Below are 18,773 nucleotides of genomic sequence, written 5' to 3'. Positions count from 1 at the left end.
TAATCGGAACCAATCACTATGATTGATCATGATTGAAAGGAGGTTTTGATGGAAACCAAAGTGCTGACTGCGCATGTTCCCCTGCCCCTTGCGCAAAAGGTCGATCAACTCGCCGCGAGGCTTGAGCGCTCGCGCGGCTGGATCGTCAAGCAGGCGCTGACGGCATGGATCGATCAGGAGGAGGAGCGTCGCCGTTTGACGCTGGAAGCGCTGGCTGATGTGGATGAAGGCAAAGTGGTAGATCATCAGTCCGTCCAGGCCTGGGCCGATAGTCTCGACAGTGACGCGCCGGTTTCGTTGCCTCGTTAATGGAACTCAAATGGACGAGCAAAGCGGTCTCGGACATTGGCCGCCTCTATGCCTTCCTCGCTCCGGTCAATCGACAGGCGGCGGCTCGGACTGTGCAGGCCTTGACGGCAGCGCCGCTGCGGCTGCTTGAGCAGCCGCGCCTTGGCGAGCGGCTGGAGGAGTTTGATCCTCGGGAGGTCCGCCGCATTCTCGTTGGTCACTACGAGCTACGTTATGAAATACGACAGTCGGCCATCTATGTATTGCGGCTCTGGCATACGCGTGAAGACCGGTAAAAACGAACAGGGGTTGAGCACGTTATTGAAAGTGTCCTCCAGACGCGCTGCCGGCTGAGAGTTGCTCAAAGCCGCCTGGTCGACTCCCCGCGCACGAATCTCGGCGTCAGGATAAAATCCTGGGGCGGCTCGGCGGCGGCCTCAGGGCTTGCGATCCGTGCCAGCAGGCGCTGGGCCGCGAGGTCGCCGAGCTTCTGGGCGTCCTGCACGACCATCGTGATGCGCGGCGTGATGACGTTGCTCCAGGGCACGTCGTCGACCATCGCCAGCGATACGTCGTCGGGGCAGCGAAAACCCATTTCCTGCATCACCTGCAGGGCCGCGAGCCCCATCATGTTGTTGGCGCCGATGATGGCGGTCGGCCGGTCGCGGCGGGTGAGCAGGCGCATCGCCTGCGCATGGCCGCCGGTCCTGGTGTAGCCGCCTTCCACCACCAGCGACGGGTCGACATCCACGCCGGCGGCCGACATCGTATCCGCAAAGCCCTTCAGGCGCTCATCGGCGGTATGCAGGCCGGAGGGGCCGGAAATGAAGCCGACGCGCCGATGGCCGAGTTGCAGCAGATGCTCGGTCAGGATGGTCGTCGTCAGCGGATTGTCGGAGCCGACGAAATCGCGTTCCGCGCCCTCCACCTTCTGGTCGAACATCACGATCGGGGTCTTGAAGTCGCGCAGGAACGCCGCGTATTCCGCGCCGTGGCCGTTTGTCGCCAGCGCGATGCCGGCGATCTTTTGCGCTTCCATCCGCTCCAGCAAGGCCCGTTCGAGTTCGGCCCGGCCGGACGAATCGGCGATCAGGACGAAATAGCCGTGGTCGAGCGCCTGGTGCTCGATCTCCCGGCGGATGTCGCCGAAGAACATGTTGCCGAGATTGGCCGAAACGAAACCGATCAGCGAACTGCGGCCGCGCGCCAGCGTCTGGGCCACCGGATCGATGCGGTAGCCGGTCGATTTGATTGCCTGCTGGATGCGGTCGAGCGTCTCGGCGCCGACACGTTTCGGGCTGTTGAGCGCGAGCGAGACGGTCGAGATCGAAACCCCCGCAAGGCGCGCGACATCTCGTATGGTCGTCATGTCTATCGAACCGGTTCTAAAGCCTTGTTATGTCAGTTTCTATGTGCCGCTGCAACAGGCTTGCCTGAAATCACCCCTCAAAGCTGGAAAATTTTTCGAAGGCAGTCGTGGCGGAATGGGCTTGACAGGTCGGGCAGCAAGGAAGATGTTCAATCACCGAACCGGTTCGATATGATGTGGAGCCGGAAAACAGGGAGGAGAAACCTGTGACGAGTTCGGAGCGCCAGCCGCAAAATCCGGTGTCGGGAGCGGGTAAGCACGCCTGGTTCAGCCATGACAGACTGGGCTTGTTCATCCATTGGGGCCTCTATGCTCTCGGAGCCCGGCACGAGTGGCTGAAAAACCGCGAAGAGCTGACCGACGAGCATTACCAGCGCTATTTCGACAATTTCGATCCCGATCTGTACGATCCCAAGGAGTGGGCGCGTCGGGCGCGTCTCGCCGGCATGAAATATGTCGTGGTGACGACCAAACATCACGAGGGCTTCTGCCTCTGGGACAGCAAGGCGACAGATTACAAGGCGCCGAACACGCCCTGCGGCAGGGATCTGCTGACGCCGCTGGTCGAAGCCTTTCGCGCCGAGGGGCTGAAGATCGGCTTCTATTATTCATTGCTCGACTGGCACCACCCGGACTTCCCGATCGACGTCCACCATCCCTTGCGCAACCATCCCGAGGCCACGGCGATGAACGCCGGCCGCAACATCGCCAATTACGCCGCCTATATGCGCGAGCAGGTGCGCGAGCTTCTGACTGGATTCGGCCGTATCGACATCATCTGGTTCGATTTCAGCTATCCCGGCCGCGAATATCACGGCCTGCCAGGCAAGGGACGCGCCGACTGGGAGAGCGAGCGGCTGATCGAGCTGGTGCGCGAGCTGCAGCCCGAAATCATCGTCAACAACCGTCTCGATCTGCCGCCGGGCAAGCTGCCCGATGTGACGACGCCGGAGCAATATACGCCGCGCGTGGCGCCTGCCATCGCCAGCCAGGGCGTGCTCTGGGAAGCCTGCCATACCTTCAGCGGCTCCTGGGGCTATCACCGCGACGAGGATAGCTGGAAGAGCCCGGAACAGATCATCCAGCTGCTGATTGATTCCGTCGCGCTCGGCGGCAACCTGCTGATGAATGTCGGCCCGACCGGGCGCGGCACCTTCGACGCGCGCGCCGTCGATGCGCTCGAAGTCTACCAGAACTGGATGGCGGTTAACGCACGCTCCATCTACGGCACCGGCCCATCCGATTTGCCGGTGCCGGCCGGATGCCGCTACACCGAGCGCGGCAACCGTCTCTATCTGCACGTCTACAACTGGCCCTACCGCCACATCCACATCGAAGGCCTCGCCGACAGGATCGCTTATGCGCAGTTCCTGCACGATGCCAGCGAAGTGCGCTGGCTCAGCCATACGAGGGATGTGGATTCCAATATCGGCGTGATGGTGCCTGAAGGCATGATCACGTTCGAACTGCCGGTCCGGCGACCTGACGTTACCGTCCCGGTGATCGAGATCGTCCTCAAGGAGTGAACTCGGTCGCATCCGCGTGTCCATTGCGTCATGGAGGGAGGAGAAACCCATGAAGGTTCTGAAGAAAACGCTTTTGCTCGCCGCAATCGGCGGCAGTCTTTTCGCAACCACCGCATCGGCCGAGCAGGTGACCCTGACCTGGCAGATGTGGACCGGTTCCGATGCCGATACGAAGGGCTGGCAGCACCTGGCCGATATGGTCACCGCCAAGTATCCCGATATCAAGGTGACGCTGACGACGACGGGCTGGGTCGACTACTGGACGAGGCTGCCGGTGTTGGCAGCGTCGGGGCAGCTTGCCGACATCGTTTCCATGCAGTCGCTGCGCATGCCGAATTTCTATTCGCTGCTTGAGCCTCTGAATGACCGGATCGCGGCCGACAAATTCGACGTCGGCGCTTTCACCCCCTCGATCATCGGCGGCATGTCCGTCGACAAGCAGCTTTACGGCCTTCCCTACGATGTCGGCCCCTGGGTCATCTATTATAACCAGGACGCGCTCGAAGCCGCCGGCATTCCGTTGCCGAAACCGGGCTGGACGCTTGCCGAATTCACCGATGCCGCCAAGAAGCTCACCAAGGACGGCAAATACGGATTCGGCATCACCCCGCAGAATTATTCGGTTCTGGCCTCGGCCTGGGGCGATAAATATGTCAACGATTCAGGCGCGCTCGACCTGACCAATCCGGGCGCCATTGCGGCGGCCGAGAAGGTGATCGGCTTTGCCGCCAAGGACAAGGTCGCGCCGCTGGTGCCGTCGAGCGCCGATGCCGGCACGGTCATCCAGGGCCGGTTCTATTCGGGCAATGTCGCCATGTATGTCGACGGACCCTGGTCGATCATCGGCATGAAGGACAAGGTCAAGTTCAAAATCGGTTCCACCTCCCTGCCGCGTGGAGAGGCGGAGCTTACGGCGGTCACGGCGGGCTCAGGTTTCGGCATCGCCACGACGAGTAAGAACAAGGATGCGGCCTGGAAGGCGATCCAGGTGCTGACCAGCCCGGAGGCATTGCAATATCTTGCCGAACAGGGCCGCGCGCTGCCGGCGCGCACCGCCTCGCAATCCTCCTGGTACAAGGTGGCGGCCAAGGACATCACCAATGGCGGCGAGGCGATCGACTATTCCCTGGCGCATTCCGTGCCCTACGTGATCACCAACAACTGGGCGGCGGTGGAAAACCTCTTCAACCAGTATTTCCCGCCGGCCTTCGGCGGCAGCGCCGACGCCAAGCAGACGATGGAGTCGATCCAGAGCCTCGCGCAGCAATAGAGCATGTCACGCAAAAATATGCGCGGATTTGCGATGACGGCGTGCGTGAAAACAAGGGCATAAAGCGCGGCAGGATTGCCGCGCACGGAGGAAGATATGTCGCAAAGCGCCGTCGCCGAAATTCCCCTGCAGCCCGGCCGGCCGCGGCGCTTTCTGAAACCTGAGACGCAGACGGCCATGCTGTTCCTGCTGCCGAGCTTTCTCGGCTTCATGATCTTCATGGCCCTGCCGATCCTGGCGTCGCTGGCGCTCTCCTTCACCAACTGGCAACTGATCTCGACGCCGTCCTTCGTCGGTTTTCAGAATTATATCAAGCTCTTCACCGTCGATCCGGCCTTCTACACCATCTTGCGGAACACGCTGTTCTTCGCTGTCGAGTATCTGGCTGTAAACATCATCGTCTCGCTGACTCTGGCTGTGTGGATATCCAGCCTGAAACGCGGCAAGGCGATCTTCCGGGTGATCTTCTTCCTGCCGACCTTCACCCCGACGATCGCAGCCTCTGTGGTGTGGCTGCTGATCTTCACGCCGGACGGACTGGCCGACACCATCATCCGCGCGCTCGGCCTCGGCCTGCCGAATTTCCTGCTGAGTTCGAGCTGGGCGATGCAGGCGGTCGTGCTCGTCACACTCTGGGCCAATGTCGGCTACAACGTCGTGATGTTCAACGCCGCCCTCGATCTGGTGCCGAAGCACTATCTCGAAGCGGCGACGATCGACGGCGCCAACGCCTGGCAGCGCTTCTGGCGCATCCGTCTGCCGCTGATCTCGCCGACCGTCTTCTTTGCGACCGTGATGACGGCGATCACCTCGCTGCAGGTCTTCGACGAAATCTTCGCCATGACGCGCGGCGGCCCGGGCTCGGCGACGGCGACCCTCGGCTTTGCCATCTACCAGAAGGGCTTCACCAACTTCCAGATGGGTTATGCCTCCGCTCTCGCCTGGGTGATGTTCGTCATGATCATGGCGCTCACCATCCTCCAGTTCCACATGCAGCGCAAATGGGTGCATTATGACGACTGACCCGACCTCACGGCATCCGCATTCCGTCTCGGCGGATCGGCGTCGCATCCTGCGGCGCATCGGCAGCTTTTTGAGTTATGCGGGACTTTCGCTGATCGCGCTGCTTTTCCTCTTTCCCTTTTTCTGGATGGTGTCGAATGCGGTGCGCTCCAACGCCGAGGTGATGGCCGTGCCGGTCCGCATCTTCCCCGAGGAATATCAGTGGGGCACCTTCGTCGAAGCCCTGGTCTCCCTGCCGTTCGGCACCTTCCTGTTGAATTCCATCATCGTCGCCTGCGGGGTCACGGCGATCGTGATTGCAGTGTCCTGCCTTTCCGCCTACGCCTTCGCCCGGCTCAGGTTTCCCGGCCGCGAGGGACTGCTGCTCACCTATCTCAGCACGCTGATGATCCCGCAGGTGATGCTGGTCATCCCGCTCTTCCTCGTCGTCAGCAAGCTCGGCTGGATCAACACCTATCACGGCATGATCTTGCCGGTCGCCTTCTCTTCCTTCGGCACCTTCCTGCTGCGGCAGTTCATCCTCGGCATTCCCAAGGATCTCGACGAGGCGGCGATGATGGACGGTGCCTCGCGCCTGCGCATTCTCGTCACCGTCATCGTGCCGCTTGCCATGCCGGCGATCGGTCTTTTGTCGCTCTTCACCTTCATCGCCCAGTGGAAGAGTTTCCTGTGGCCGTTGATCGCCACCAGCGGGGTGGAAAAAGCCACGCTTCCGCTCGGGCTCACTCTGTTCCAGACCCAGCAGGGCACGGCGTGGAACTACATCATGGCGGGCGCGACGATCTCCATGCTGCCGGGTGTCGTCCTGGCCATCGTGCTGCAAAGGGTGATCTATAGAGGCATCACCGTCAGCTCCGGCTTCGGCGGAAGATAGTTTACATAAAAACAGAGATTTAAGTGCATCGCGCGAAGTTCGAGGCGAAGCCGGTCAAGGTCGGCTGCTCGCCGCCGAAGAAGGCGCTTCCGCGCCGCAAGATCATATCCTCGTGTTTAACGTTCGCTTCCTCACGAAAAGTAAAATTTAACCAAAATTTGAAATAACGCGTCCAAATCGAATTGCGCAGGGGAATTCATGAAAACGGCCACGCTTGCATCCATCGCCTTGACGATATCGGTCTCTGTTGCCAATGCACAGACGATCGGGGTTTCGATGACCAATCTCGACAAGTTCAGACAGATGCTTGTGAACGGCGTCGTCTCGCACGGGAAGACGATATCAGGCCTCAAGCTTGTCACCCAGAACGCCAATGGCGACAATGAACTGCAGAAGAAGCAGGTTCAGCAGTTCGTTGCCGACAAGGTCGATGCCATTATCATGATGCTGTCCGATGGCGATCTCGGTCCGCAAATGACCAAGATCGCCGCGGATGCCGGCATTCCGCTGATCTACATCAATACGACGCCCTCCAATCTCTCGGACTTGCCGGACAATCAGGTCGTTGTCGCCTCCAATGAGAAAGACTCCGGTACGCTGGAGACGAAGCAGGTGTGCTCTCTCCTCAAGGGCAAGGGCCGCGTCGTCGTGCTGATGGGCGAGGTCTTCCATGTGGCCGCCCGCACCCGCACCCAGGATATATCCGATGTCATCGCGACGCCGGAATGCAAAGGCCTTGAGATCGTCGAGCAGCAAGCGGCCTATTGGTCGCGCGATTATGCCGATCAGCAGATGCAGGAATGGCTGGCGGCCGGCGTCAAGTTCGATGCTGTGATCGCCAACAACGACGAGATGGCGCTCGGTGCGATCCGCGCCATGAAGAAAGCCAATATCCCGATGAAGGACGTCGTCGTCGGCGGCGTCGACGCGACCGACGACGCGCTCGCCGCGATGGTGGCGGGCGATCTCGATGTCACCGTTCTGCAGAGCGCCGTCGGGCAGGGCGCGGCTGCGGTCGATGCCGCCATGAAGCTCATCAAAAAGGAGAAGGTGCCGCGCGAAAACAACGTTCCCTTCGAACTCGTCACCCCTGAGAATATTGCCCAATACCTGCCGAAGAGCCAGTGAGCATAAGAGGCCTATGATGTTGCATTTCTGGAATAAATTCGGCATCCGCGCGCAGATCACCGCCGGCTTCGTGCCTTTGATCCTGCTGATGAGCCTGCTCACCGTCAGCGCAATCTCCGGCATGAACGGGCTTGCCTCGATCTTCGCCTCCTACCGCGCCACGGCTGGCCAGAGTCTGGCCATCTCCGACTACAGCGACCAGCTGCACGAGATCCAGATGTCGGCGGAGGCTTTCCGCTCGACCCCGACGCAGGCTGTCGTCGACGCCTTCCGCGCCGGCGTGAAGGCATTCGAGGCGGACGATCCGCGTTTTGCCGGCAACAAGGACCTGCAGTCGGGGCTTGCAGAAATCCGCCAGGATATTGCCGCCTACGGCAAGGCCTTCGAACAGATCGTCTCCCTGCAGGCCCGGCGCGACACCTTGATCTCCAAGGTCACCGAATTCGGTCCCTGGACCAGTATCGCGCTCAATGACGTCGTGCGCAGCGCCTGGCGCCAGAACGACGTGGCGCTGCTGCAGATGACGGCGGCGACGCTGGAGGCCTTGAACCGCAGCCTCTATTTCTCCGAACGCTTCGTCCATTCCAACGATTTTGCGGCTTACGACACGGCGCAGGCGGCTCTCGCCGAAGCCGTGGCGCTCAATGATGCCGCCGCCAAGGCTGCCAAGAACGAGCTGCAGAAGAAGCGCCTGATGGGCGCCGGCCAGCTCATGCAGAACTACACCGCCCGTCTCGGCGACATGAAAGAGGTGCTGCAGGCCTCCGGCAATATTCGTCAGACGCAGCTCGGCGTGCTTGCGCCGAAGATATCAGGCGAGTTCACGGATTTGCAGGCAACGGTGACTGGCGCGCAGAAGAACCTGGATGGTTCGGTGGACGCGACGGTTGCCTCCGCGACCAGCACGACGCTCGTCATCAGCGGGCTGCTGATCGTCATCGGCCTCGTGCTTTCCTATTTCGTCGGCCGGCTGATTTCCTCGGCGGTGCGCAAGATGGCCCAGTCCATGGAGCAGCTTGCCCGCGGCGAGGAGGGAATTGCGATAACGGGTGTCGAGCATCGCCACGAACTGGGCGCCATGGCGCGTTCGCTGAAGGTTTTCCAGGAGACCGGCCGGGCCAAGCTGATCGCCGAAGCCAATGCCGAACGGGCTCGCCTGGCCGCCGAAGAAGAGCGGCTGCGCCAGGAGGCCGAGCGGCTGTCCGATGCGCAGGTGATGGAACACGCCTTCCGGCAGATCTCCGTCGGCCTCGATGCGCTGTCGAAGGGTGATCTCACCGTCCGCGTCGGCGAAGTCGACCATCGCTATGTCAGGATCCGCGATCATTTCAACAATTCGGTCGCGAGCCTTGAGGAAGCGGTCGACTCCGTCATTCGCGCGGTCGCCACCATCCGCTCCGGCCTTGCAGAAATCTCCACGGCCTCCAACGATCTCGCCCGCCGCACCGAGCAGCAGGCAGCGTCCCTGGAAGAAACGGTTGCAGCACTCGGCGACGTCACCCGCGGCGTCAACGGCACGGCGGAGGGCGCAGGCCGCGCCCAGGCTGTCGTGGCGACGGCCCGCACCAATGCCGAAAAGGGCGGCGAGATCGTCGCCCGCGCCATCGACGCGATGACGGAGATTCAAAATTCGTCGTCGAAGATCGGCAACATCATCAGCGTCATCGACGAAATCGCCTTCCAGACCAACCTCCTGGCGCTGAATGCCGGCGTCGAAGCGGCGCGCGCCGGTGAAGCCGGCAAGGGCTTTGCGGTGGTCGCCCAGGAAGTCCGCGAGCTCGCCCAGCGTTCCGCCAATGCGGCCAGAGAGATCAAGCAACTGATCTCGACCTCCTCGGCGCAGGTCAAAACCGGCGTCGAGCTGGTCGGCGAATCCGGCCTCTCGCTCGAACAGATCGTCGAGCAGGTCACCGCGATGAACGCGACCGTCGCCGAGATCGCCGTTGCCGCCCGCGAACAGGCAACGAGCCTGCGCGAGGTCTCGGCCGCCGGCGACCAGATGGACAAGGTGACGCAGCAGAATGCCGCAATGGTCGAAGAAACCACGGCGGCGGCCCAGAGCCTGACGCAGGAAACCGAAAGCCTCGCCGAGTTGCTGCGCCGCTTCAGGACGAGCAGCGCCCGGGCATCGGACCATCGCCATTACGCAATGGCGTCGTAACCCACTGCTAACGCAGCCAAGAGAACGCCGCCGCCTTGACAGGGCGGCGGTGGCGTCAGTGGCCTCCGGCTGACGGACCGTGCGGCACGCCGGCGATGCTTCGGCGCACGTGACGGACCGCGGTCCAGACGGCGAAGAACACGAGCGGGATAGCGCCGAGAACGGCGAGCTTCGTCACGTGCGGATCGATGCCCAGCGCGGAAATACTTTCGAGGCAGATCTTCACCAGGCCGACGGTATAGTAGGTGATGGCGATGACCGAAAATCCTTCGACCGCCTGCTGGATATGCACCTGGATGCGCGCGCGCTCTTCCATCGAGGTCAGCAGCGAGGCGTTCTGATCTTCGAGCTGAACCTGCACGGTGGTTCTGAGCAGGTCTCCGGCCAGGCTGACGCGTTCGGCCAGTTCGTCGAGCCGCCGTTCTGCCGCATAGACCGAGCGGACAGCGGGTTGGAAGCGCCGGTCGATGAAGGTGCCGAGCCTCTGTCTTTGCTCGACCCGCTCTTCTCGAAGCTCCGACAGCCTGCTCGCCACGATCTCGGCATAGGCTTTCGTCGCGCCGAAGCGGTGGCGGGCGAGTGCCGAGAAGTTGAGCACATCGGAGGAGAGCCTCGTCACCTCGGACAACAGCGCCTTGTCGACTTTGACGGCGCTCTGCATATGGACGATCAGGAGGTCGAGGCGCTGGTCAAAGGCGGAAAGCTTCGACACGGTCTCGCGCGCCATCGGCAAGGCAAGCAGCGCCATCATCCTATATGTCTCGATTTCCAGGAAACGCCGGACCATGCGGCCGGTGCGATAGGCGTTGAGGTTGCGGTTGAAGAACAGGAACTCGAGGAAGCCGCTGTCGGTCAGTCGAAAATTCGAATGCACCTCGGCATCACCGCCGCCGACCCGCGAAGCGACATAGTCGAGCTTGGGTTTTTCCAGGATGCGCCCATCCTTTTCGTCACGCACCAGCACGCGTACGGCCGCTATGACCTTTCCGCCAATCTGGCTGCAGCAGGTCCGAAAGGCTTCCGGCGGGTTGCTGCCGGGTTCGGCCGATGCCGGCACGACGAAGGTGAGGGTGAGGAACTCGGTATGGGCCTCCCATTTCAGCCGGCCGTCGCCGACGCGGCCGATGCCGTGATTGCCCTCGCCGGTCGTGGTGACATCTTCCAATCCCGGCAGGGAACCGGGCAGCGAAGGAGGGCCATTCTCGCCGACGATAGCGACATGCCAGACATCGGTGTCGCCATCGAAATACAGCGACGGCCGGGCATGCAACTCGTTGTGAAGCTCCCTGCGCAGCGGATGCTCGGAACCCATCGGCATGGAGACGCACCTCTAGACGGTAGACAGTGGCGGGTCGCCGGCGGAACGACCGGGTGCCAGCTCTTGATAATTTGATATGGCGCCTGGGGCTGGCCCAGACTGACAACGCCTATAGCCTCTCCGGAGGCTCGTGTCACGACGCCTTCGCATCAGGTATGAGCGTTGGCTAAAAAACGATCAGCCACGGCCCGTTGCGAGGCCGTGGCTGATGCAGCGCGCATTCTGCGGAGGGCGCAGGCGCGGCCGATTACTTGTTGGCGGCGAGGGCCACGTTCACCTTGTCGACGTCGGCGCTCATCGCCTTGAACGTATCGTCGAGGGAAAGTTCGCCGACGATCAACTGGCTCATGCGCTGGACGATGAGCTGGTAGATGGCGGAAGATCCCTTGAGGCGTTCCAGGTCGCGGGCGGCCTTCGGCGCGCTGTCGCGGCTTGCGAGGAAGACGGCCATGGCGTCCTTGGCGTTCTTGCTCTCGAGCTTGTACTGCGGGTCCTTGATGTCGGCGCCGGTCAGGATGACGTAGTTTTCGGCGACTTCACGCTGGACCTTTTCGGAACCGAGGAACTCGATGAAGGAGGCCACGGCCTGCGGGTACTTGGTGCGCTTGAAGCCGACGATCGCGGTGCCGCCGGGCATGGCGTAGCAACCGGCATCGCCGCAGGGCGCGCTGATCGCCGTCCAGTCGAAGGCGTCGCCGATCTTCTTCTGGAACGGATTGACCATCCAGTTGCCGGCAATATAGGTCACGACATTGCCGTTGACGAACTCGTCACCCATGTTCTTGTACTGGGTTCCACCGGCAGCACCCCACATTTCCTTGGGGAAAGAGCCGTCCTTCGTCCAGTTGTAGAGATCGGTGATGTAGCGCTTGGCGGCATCGTCGGGGAATGAGAACTTGCCGTCCTTGACGTAGTTCGAGCCGTAGGAGAAGGCAGCACCCGAGAAGCGGTGGCCCGAGCGGTCCATCGTGAAGGGGATCTGCGCGCCGGTCGCCTTGGCGACGCGGGCGGAAGCTTCGACGATGTCCTTCAGCGTGGCGGTCGGCTTCGGAAGCGGTTCTTTCGCCTGCTCGAACAGCGTCTTGTTGACGAAGGGCAGGTTGAAGGTCTGCGACGCGACATAGCCGTTGATCGAGTTCGGATCGTTGACGCCGGGGAAACGAAGCGTGTTCAGGCTGTCGCCGTGCAGTTTGGCGAAACCGTCCGGGTCTTTCATCAGCGGGCGCATGTCGAGATAGTAGGGCGCCAGCTGCCAGTCGGTGATCTTGGCGACATCGGGACCTTCTCCGACGGCGAGCTGCACCGGCAGCTGCTTGGCGACGGCATCATAACCCGACGAGACGAAATTCACCTTGATGTCGGGATGCGCGGTCTCGAATTCCTTGCTCAGCGCTTCCATTCGCTCGACGTAAGCCTGGTCGTCGTCGGTGAAGAGAAAGGTGATCGTCTGGGTTTCGGCCATGGCCACGCTGGACCATGCAAAAGAGACGGTGGCAAGCGCCAGCGCGAAAGCCCCTGAAAGATACGTTTTCATTTTCATCCTCCCATGAAAACATTTTCATCAATCGCGGCCTTGGCCATCGATATGTAAATTTCATATACTTGACATTCGTGCCGTCAAGCTATTTTCTACGCGAATAGCGATGTTTTTGAGCAATTTTCAAAAATCACGCACCCAGATGACCTAATGAAAATATTTTCATAGGATTGCGGAGGAGGCGATCTGTGAAAACGGAAAGCATCAAGCAGCCGGGCGATATGGCGCCGGCTTACAGCGTGGCCGAGGGCCAGACGATAACGGCATGGGCCGTTTCGGCCCTCATCGCCAGCTACTTTCCCGGCGAGCCGGCGCTCGCCGAAGATCGCGTCAACTACCGTTTCATCAACGGTTTCGTCGATGTCGGCGACCTGCCGTGCCGCAAGGCCTTCTGGTCCACCATGGTCGGGCGGGCGCTCATGCCCGACACGTCCTGGCCGACCGAAAGCCTCTATCTTCCCGGCTCGAACCGCCGTGTCGAGTTTACCAGCTTCTGGCATGTGCCCACACATGTCAGGCGATGGCTGAAGGGCACCTTCAGGACGGAAGCCCCGCGCACGCTCAATCTCGCGCTCAAGACCTGCGGCGGCGTTCGCATTTGGGTCAACGGCCAGGAGGCGGTGCGCTTCGAGCCCTTCAAGCGCAATCTGGAAAGCGCAACCGAGATAACGCTGTCGCTCGACGCCGGCGACAACGAGATCCTCGTCCATAGCGAAGACCTTGCCGAGCGCGACACGACCTGGTTCTTCGAGCTCGAAATGCTGGACAAGGAGTCACTCTCAGTGCTGCTGCCGGTATCGCTTGATCAGGACGAGGTGCGCGAGCTGGAAGCTCTTTCACGCGGCGTGCGACCGGCCCGCGACGTTTTCGTCAACCAGCCGTTGGAGATCATCTTCGACACGGCGCCGGAGCGCGACCTGCCGGTGGAACTCAAGGTCATCGGCCATGGCCACGAGCGGCCGGTTCTCGCCCATTCGAAACTGATCCTGCATGCCCATCAGAACAGCCTGACGGCCGAAGATGTCTGCGGCATTGCCGACGGCTACCATGGCATCCACATGACGATCGGGTCCGGGCCGGGTTCGGTCACCCGCGTCATCGATGCTGCTTTCATGAGCAGCCTTTCGCCCTTGCCTGAAGAGACCTCGCTTTCCGCCCGCAAGCGCCACGCCCTGGAATACAGCGCCCGCTTCGGGGCCAATCGCGCCGGGCGTCTCATCGCGATGATGGAAACCGGCCATCGAGACCATGAAAGCTTCGACCGCATCGTCGATGCGACGCTCGCCTCGATCGATGCGCGGGAGGATTGCTCCGATTTCATCATGGTGCCGCTTTTGTGGCTGCTCGGCGCCTATGGCGATCGGATGCCCGGGGCGACGGTCGAACGCATCCGCCGTTCCGTTCTCTCCTACCGATACTGGGTCGATGAGCCGGGCAATGACGCGATGTGGTTCTGGAGCGAGAACCACGTGCTCTGCTTCCATACCAGCCAACTGCTGGCCGGCCTTCTGCTTCCAGACGCGGTGTTCTCGGCTTCGGGACGGACCGGACGGCAGCAGGCGGAACTCGCCGTCGAGCGTCTCGGGCGCTGGTTCGACAGCGTCGAGGCTCATGGCCTGGCGGAGTGGAATTCAGCGGCCTATTACCCGATCGACTTCATCGGCCTGCTGGCGCTGGAGCGCTGGGCCGAGCCCGGCATCGCCGATCGCGCCCGCGGTCAGATCGATCTTATCTTCCGCATGATCGCTCTTCATACGCTGGCCGGCGTTCCGGCCGGTTCGCAGGGCCGCGCCTATGACAAAGAACTGCGCGCCGGCCCGCTGACCGAGCTTGCGCCTTTCGCGCAGGTCGCCTTCGGCACCGGTTGGCTCAACAACGGCGTGGCGGCGCTGACGATGTTCTGCGCTGGCGGCTACGAGCCGCCCGCCGATCTGATCGAGCTTGCGGCCCTTCCCAGAGGCAGAAACGTCGAGGCGCGCTACAGCCAGGGGCTGGAGAGCGGAAAGCTCGTGCTGTTCAAGAACGAGGCGGCGCAGCTTTCGACGGTCGTCGATCACAAGACCGGCCGGAAGGGCCACCAGCAGCATGTCCTAGATGTCAGGCTGGCCGGCCATCCGATGGCGAGGTTGTGGGTCAATCATCCCGGTGAGGACGATCCCTGGGGAAATCAAAGGCCGTCCTATTGGGCTGGCAACGGCATCCTGCCGCGCGTCGCCCAGCATCGCGACGTCGCCCTGCTGATCGAAGACACAGGCGATGCACGGCATGCATGGACGCACGCCTATATCGGCCGCGACGGCCTCGACGATCTCATCGTCGAAGACAAATGGCTGTTCGCCCGTTCGGGCCGGGGATTTTCCGCTCTCTGGGCGTCGAACGGCCTGGAGCTGATTACCGATGGGCCGACCGCCGGCCGCGAGGCGCGCTCCTACGGGTCGCTCTGCGGCTGGGCTGCCATCGTTGGATGCGGCAATGGCGACGCCTTCAAGGCCTTCCTCGAACGTCTATGCCAGACGACGGTTAGCTTCGATCCGGCACTTCGGCAGCTCGTCCTGACGCCGCCGGGCGGCCCGGCGCTCTCTCTTTCCTATGCCGACGGTCTTTCGATCGCCGGCAAGCCCCGGCCGTTCACCCATGATCAGCCGCACCCGATCCTCACCCACGACAGTGCCGCTTCTGGTGCCGGCACTGACGGACCATTCTACTCCTGAAACATAGGTCTCCAGCATGAATACAACATCTGTCGATAACGCCGCGCTCCTGACGACGATCGATCGCGTGGCGACGGCTTTCAGCCGGCTCAGGGGCATCAAGGAAGGTCTGGTAACCGGAAGCACCACCTCCGGGATCCAGTTCGACGAATGGGACTGGGAAGTCGGCGTCGGCCTTTACGGGTTTTTGCGCCGCGCGATTTTCACCAACGATCAGAAGGCGTTGCAGGAGCTTGTCGCCTGGTATGCCGGCCAGATCGAACGCGGCCTGCCGCCGCGCCAGATCAACAGCACGGCGCCGATGCTGCCGCTGGCAATCCTCGTCCAGCATGTCGACCGTCCCGACTTCCGCGCCCTCGTCGAGGACTGGGCCGAATGGCTCGTCAAGGAATTGCCGAAGACCGAGGAAGGCGGCTTTCAGCACGTCGTCAAGGAGCGCCTGAATGAGGGCGAATTGTGGGACGATACGCTGTTCATGGCCTGCCTGTTCCTCGCCCGGGCCGGCGTGCTCTGCGAGCGCAGCGACTGGATCGACGAGGCCGTCTATCAGTTCGTCATCCACACGCGCTATCTCTCCGATCCGGTCAGCGGCCTCTGGTATCACGGCTGGACCTTCAACGGCCGGCATAATTTCGCCAATGCCTTCTGGGCGCGCGGGAATGCCTGGATCACCGTCGCCATTCCCGAGCTCTTCGATCTCGTTCCGACGCTTGGCGAGAAGGACAAGCGCTTCCTTTCCAACGTTCTCGTTAGCCAGGTGCGTTCGCTGAAGGCCTATCAGCGGCCCGACGGGATGTTCACGACGTTGCTGGACGATCCGTCCTCGCCGCTGGAAACCTCGGCCACGGCAGGCATCGCCTATGGCATACTGCGCGCCATCGATGCCGGCATTCTGGACGAGAGCGACAGGGCCCATGCCGAGCGCGCGCTTGCGGCGGTGCTGGCGCAGATCGACGAAGAAGGCGTCGTCCACGGCGTCTCGGACGGCACGCCGATGGGGCACGACCTCGATTTCTACCGGCGCATCCCGAATATCCCGACGCCTTACGGCCAGGCGCTGACCATGCTGCTGCTGACGGAAGTCTTTCTCGAAGGCGGCCAGCGCCAATGACTTCAACCTCCCTCGTCGCGATTGAGGCGATCGACGGCGACAACACAGAGCGCCTGCAGGCGGCGATCGACAGTCTTTCGGCCTCCGGCGGCGGACGCCTGGAACTCCAGGCGGGCATTCACGCCTGCCAGGGGCTCCGGCTTCGCTCCGGCGTCGATCTGCATCTGGCCGCCGGTGCGATCCTGCGTCCTATTCCCGACTATGCGGCTTACGCGCATACGGCTGTTTCGGTGATCGCCGAGAAGTCGGACCGCGGCATGATCGTCGCCAAGGGCGCGCGGCGGATCAGCCTGACAGGGGAAGGGCGCATCGAAGCCGGTTGCGAGAGCTTCATCATTGGAGACGACGAGACGGTGGGGACCTTCATCCCGGCCGAATTCCGCCCCCGTGTCGTGGTCTTCGAGGGCTGCGACGAGGTCGAGGTCAGCGCGCTGCATATCAGCCGCTCGCCGATGTGGACGCTGCATTTCGTCGACTGCACCGATGTCAGGGTCCGGAACGTGACGATCGACAACGACCGTCGCCTTCCCAACACGGATGGCATCGTGCTCGATGCCTGCCGCGGCGCCGTCATCGAGGATTGCACGATATCGACAGCCGACGATGGCATCTGCCTGAAGACCAGCATCGGCCCTGATGGTGTCGCCATCGGCCGATGCGAGAACATTCTTGTCCGCCGATGCTCGGTTCAGAGCCTCAGCTGCGCGCTGAAGATCGGCACGGAAACGCACGGCGACGTCACCAATGTCGTGTTCGAGGATTGCAGCGTTTCATCCTCCAACCGGGGGCTCGGCATCTTCTCCCGCGACGGCGGCCGGATATCGAACGTCAGGTTTTCGCGGATCGCTATAGAGTGCTGCGAAACGCCCGATGGCTTCTGGGGCTCGGGCGAAGCGCTGACAGTCAATGTCGTCGACCGTGTCACCGAGCGTCCTGCAGGCGCCATCGAGAACCTCATCGTCGAGGACGTGACCGGGCAGATGGAAGGGGCGATCACAGTCATCGCTGCCGGACCTGCAGGCATCCGCAATGTCTGGCTGCGGCGCGTCGGCATAGAACAGCGGCCGGGCCTGCTCGGCACTGGACAGACCTATGACCTGCGCCCGACCAACGCCGATCTCGCTCCGAAGGCAGACGGCGGCGGCCGCGCCAATGCCTGGACGCGTGGGGCGGACGGCCGGGTGATCGGCCTGCAGGATTATCCAGGCGGAATGCCCGCCGTCTATGTGGCTGATGTCACCGGCATATTGATGAACGAGGTGCGGATCACAAGACCGACACCGCTGCCGCAAGGCTGGAACGCAATCGACGTCGTCTTCGAAACGGCGGCACCTGATGGGAGTGGGGCATGGCAGAACTGAAACTTTCCAACGTCAACAAGTCGTATGGGTCGGTCAAAGTCCTCCACGACGTCGAGCTCGATATCAAGGACGGGGAATTCGTCGTCTTCGTCGGTCCGTCGGGATGCGGCAAGTCGACCCTTTTGCGTGTCATCGCCGGCCTCGAAGAGGTCACCTCGGGCGCGATCGCCATCGGCGGCCGCGACGTCAGCGCGCTTTCGCCGGCCGAACGCAAAATCGCCATGGTCTTCCAGTCCTACGCGCTCTATCCGCATATGAGCGTGCGCAAGAACCTCGCTTTCGGCCTTGAGAATCTCAAGTTCAAACGCGCCGAGATCGAGGCGCGGATTGCCGAAGCCGCCAGGATGCTGGCGATCGAACCTTATCTCGACCGGCGGCCGAAGCAGCTTTCCGGTGGTCAGCGCCAGCGCGTGGCGATCGGCCGGGCGATCGTGCGTGAACCTGATATTTTCCTCTTTGACGAGCCGCTGTCCAATCTCGATGCGGCGCTGCGCGTCCAGACCAGAGCCGAAATCACCAAGCTGCATCGCGAGATCAAGACGACGATGATCTATGTCACGCACGACCAGGTCGAGGCGATGACCATGGCCGACAAGATCGTCGTGCTGCGTGCCGGGCGGGTCGAGCAGGTGGGCGCACCGCTCGAACTCTTCGACCACCCGCGCAATCTCTTCGTCGCCGGCTTCCTCGGCTCGCCGCGCATGAACATCATCAAGGGCAAGGTCTCGAGCATCGGCGAGAGCGGTGTGGCTATCGATGTCGTCGGCGGCGGCAGGATCGTCAGCGATGTCGATCCCAAGGGCATCACGGCCGGGCAGGACGTGCTTGCCGGCATAAGGCCGGCGCATTTTTCCCGCTCCAGCGAACAGGGCCTGCCGTTCATCGTCCAGTATCATGAGGGCCTCGGCACCGAGACCTATGTCTACGGCAATCTTGCGGGGCAGGAGGAGCAGATCATCATTCACGAGGCCGGCCATTCCGCGCCTGTTCAGGGCGACCGGATCATGATCGATGCCGCTCCGGAACGTGTCCATCTGTTCGATCCCGAAAGCGGCCTCGCCTTTTTCAGGCGGCCCGGACAGGGGAGGGGCTGACC

At 62.2% G+C, this 18,773-nt stretch carries 15 protein-coding genes; 12 read left to right on the top strand and 3 right to left on the bottom strand.

What is annotated here, in order from left to right; all coding sequences use genetic code 11:
• Positions 1–48: 48 nt before the first annotated feature.
• On the top strand, positions 49–309 hold the full coding sequence (locus tag ATY75_RS00930) for a ribbon-helix-helix domain-containing protein (protein ID WP_049734928.1): 261 nt from the start codon (positions 49–51) through the stop codon (positions 307–309).
• Positions 309–584: a type II toxin-antitoxin system RelE/ParE family toxin gene (locus ATY75_RS00925; protein ID WP_088936082.1), complete on the top strand. Its 276-nt coding sequence runs from the start codon at positions 309–311 to the stop codon at positions 582–584. The genes ATY75_RS00930 and ATY75_RS00925 overlap by 1 nt, the downstream gene beginning before the upstream one ends.
• Positions 585–649: 65 nt before the next feature.
• Here the strand turns inward: ATY75_RS00925 and ATY75_RS00920 are convergent, their stop codons facing one another.
• Positions 650–1,657 (bottom strand): LacI family DNA-binding transcriptional regulator, encoded by a 1,008-nt coding sequence (locus ATY75_RS00920; protein WP_088936081.1) that lies wholly within the window; start codon positions 1,655–1,657, stop codon positions 650–652.
• Between the two features lie 206 nt (positions 1,658–1,863).
• Between ATY75_RS00920 and ATY75_RS00915 the strand changes: the two genes are divergently transcribed.
• From ATY75_RS00915 to ATY75_RS00885, 6 genes are all read left to right on the top strand, one after another.
• Positions 1,864–3,183, top strand: a complete 1,320-nt coding sequence (locus ATY75_RS00915) for an alpha-L-fucosidase (protein ID WP_088936080.1) — start codon at positions 1,864–1,866, stop codon at positions 3,181–3,183.
• Between the two features lie 49 nt (positions 3,184–3,232).
• Positions 3,233–4,453 carry a sugar ABC transporter substrate-binding protein gene (locus ATY75_RS00910; RefSeq protein ID WP_088936079.1) on the top strand — a complete coding sequence of 407 codons (1,221 nt, stop codon included), beginning with the start codon at positions 3,233–3,235 and terminating at the stop codon, positions 4,451–4,453.
• A 96-nt stretch (positions 4,454–4,549) separates the two neighbouring features.
• Complete coding sequence (locus tag ATY75_RS00905; RefSeq protein ID WP_088936078.1) at positions 4,550–5,476, top strand: sugar ABC transporter permease; 927 nt, start codon at positions 4,550–4,552, stop codon at positions 5,474–5,476.
• A complete protein-coding gene (locus ATY75_RS00900) occupies positions 5,466–6,350 on the top strand; it encodes a carbohydrate ABC transporter permease (RefSeq protein ID WP_064844544.1) in 885 nt (294 codons plus the stop codon). Before ATY75_RS00905 ends, ATY75_RS00900 begins: the two co-directional genes overlap by 11 nt.
• A 198-nt stretch (positions 6,351–6,548) precedes the next feature.
• Positions 6,549–7,478, top strand: coding sequence for a substrate-binding domain-containing protein (locus ATY75_RS00890; protein ID WP_088936077.1), 930 nt, complete (start codon positions 6,549–6,551; stop codon positions 7,476–7,478).
• Between the two features lie 16 nt (positions 7,479–7,494).
• Entirely contained in the window at positions 7,495–9,639 is a 2,145-nt protein-coding gene (locus ATY75_RS00885) for a methyl-accepting chemotaxis protein (RefSeq protein WP_088936241.1), read from the top strand.
• Positions 9,640–9,694: 55 nt separating this feature from the next.
• Here ATY75_RS00885 and ATY75_RS00880 read toward each other — a convergent pair whose 3' ends face one another.
• Both ATY75_RS00880 and ATY75_RS00875 read right to left on the bottom strand, forming a co-directional pair.
• Complete coding sequence (locus tag ATY75_RS00880; RefSeq protein ID WP_088936076.1) at positions 9,695–10,957, bottom strand: DUF3422 domain-containing protein; 1,263 nt, start codon at positions 10,955–10,957, stop codon at positions 9,695–9,697.
• A gap of 247 nt (positions 10,958–11,204) precedes the next feature.
• On the bottom strand, positions 11,205–12,491 hold the full coding sequence (locus ATY75_RS00875) for an ABC transporter substrate-binding protein (RefSeq protein WP_088936075.1): 1,287 nt from the start codon (positions 12,489–12,491) through the stop codon (positions 11,205–11,207).
• A 191-nt stretch (positions 12,492–12,682) separates the two neighbouring features.
• Here ATY75_RS00875 and ATY75_RS00870 point away from each other — a divergent pair, with 191 nt between their 5' ends.
• The 4 genes from ATY75_RS00870 to ugpC are packed head-to-tail and all read left to right on the top strand — an operon-like array spanning position 12,683 to position 18,771.
• Complete coding sequence (locus tag ATY75_RS00870; RefSeq protein WP_088936074.1) at positions 12,683–15,205, top strand: hypothetical protein; 2,523 nt, start codon at positions 12,683–12,685, stop codon at positions 15,203–15,205.
• Between the two features lie 16 nt (positions 15,206–15,221).
• Positions 15,222–16,316 (top strand): glycoside hydrolase family 88 protein, encoded by a 1,095-nt coding sequence (locus ATY75_RS00865; protein ID WP_088936073.1) that lies wholly within the window; start codon positions 15,222–15,224, stop codon positions 16,314–16,316.
• Complete coding sequence (locus tag ATY75_RS00860) at positions 16,313–17,677, top strand: glycoside hydrolase family 28 protein (protein WP_088936072.1); 1,365 nt, start codon at positions 16,313–16,315, stop codon at positions 17,675–17,677. Before ATY75_RS00865 ends, ATY75_RS00860 begins: the two co-directional genes overlap by 4 nt.
• The gene (gene ugpC, locus ATY75_RS00855; protein ID WP_088936071.1) at positions 17,665–18,771 is read left to right on the top strand and encodes a sn-glycerol-3-phosphate ABC transporter ATP-binding protein UgpC; all 1,107 of its coding nucleotides are present in this window, start codon (positions 17,665–17,667) and stop codon (positions 18,769–18,771) included. The genes ATY75_RS00860 and ugpC overlap by 13 nt, the downstream gene beginning before the upstream one ends.
• Positions 18,772–18,773 lie beyond the last annotated feature (2 nt).

The sequence above is a fragment of the Rhizobium sp. N122 genome, assembly GCF_002211295.1.
Taxonomy (GTDB): domain Bacteria; phylum Pseudomonadota; class Alphaproteobacteria; order Rhizobiales; family Rhizobiaceae; genus Rhizobium.
Note: the sequence above shows the minus strand (reverse complement) of the source record. Positions and strands in the feature narration are given on the sequence as shown.

Excerpts from the sequence above, each read along its gene's own strand:
- ugpC (WP_088936071.1), top strand. The coding sequence starts at position 17,665 with ATGGCAGAACTGAAACTTTCCAACGTCAACAAGTCGTATGGGTCGGTC.
- ATY75_RS00920 (WP_088936081.1), bottom strand. The coding sequence starts at position 1,657 with ATGACGACCATACGAGATGTCGCGCGCCTTGCGGGGGTTTCGATCTCG.
- ATY75_RS00860 (WP_088936072.1), top strand. The coding sequence starts at position 16,313 with ATGACTTCAACCTCCCTCGTCGCGATTGAGGCGATCGACGGCGACAAC.
- ATY75_RS00910 (WP_088936079.1), top strand. The coding sequence starts at position 3,233 with ATGAAGGTTCTGAAGAAAACGCTTTTGCTCGCCGCAATCGGCGGCAGT.
- ATY75_RS00890 (WP_088936077.1), top strand. The coding sequence starts at position 6,549 with ATGAAAACGGCCACGCTTGCATCCATCGCCTTGACGATATCGGTCTCT.
- ATY75_RS00930 (WP_049734928.1), top strand. The coding sequence starts at position 49 with ATGGAAACCAAAGTGCTGACTGCGCATGTTCCCCTGCCCCTTGCGCAA.
- ATY75_RS00905 (WP_088936078.1), top strand. The coding sequence starts at position 4,550 with ATGTCGCAAAGCGCCGTCGCCGAAATTCCCCTGCAGCCCGGCCGGCCG.
- ATY75_RS00875 (WP_088936075.1), bottom strand. The coding sequence starts at position 12,491 with ATGAAAACGTATCTTTCAGGGGCTTTCGCGCTGGCGCTTGCCACCGTC.
- ATY75_RS00885 (WP_088936241.1), top strand. The coding sequence starts at position 7,495 with ATGTTGCATTTCTGGAATAAATTCGGCATCCGCGCGCAGATCACCGCC.
- ATY75_RS00880 (WP_088936076.1), bottom strand. The coding sequence starts at position 10,957 with ATGCCGATGGGTTCCGAGCATCCGCTGCGCAGGGAGCTTCACAACGAG.
- ATY75_RS00925 (WP_088936082.1), top strand. The coding sequence starts at position 309 with ATGGAACTCAAATGGACGAGCAAAGCGGTCTCGGACATTGGCCGCCTC.
- ATY75_RS00900 (WP_064844544.1), top strand. The coding sequence starts at position 5,466 with ATGACGACTGACCCGACCTCACGGCATCCGCATTCCGTCTCGGCGGAT.
- ATY75_RS00865 (WP_088936073.1), top strand. The coding sequence starts at position 15,222 with ATGAATACAACATCTGTCGATAACGCCGCGCTCCTGACGACGATCGAT.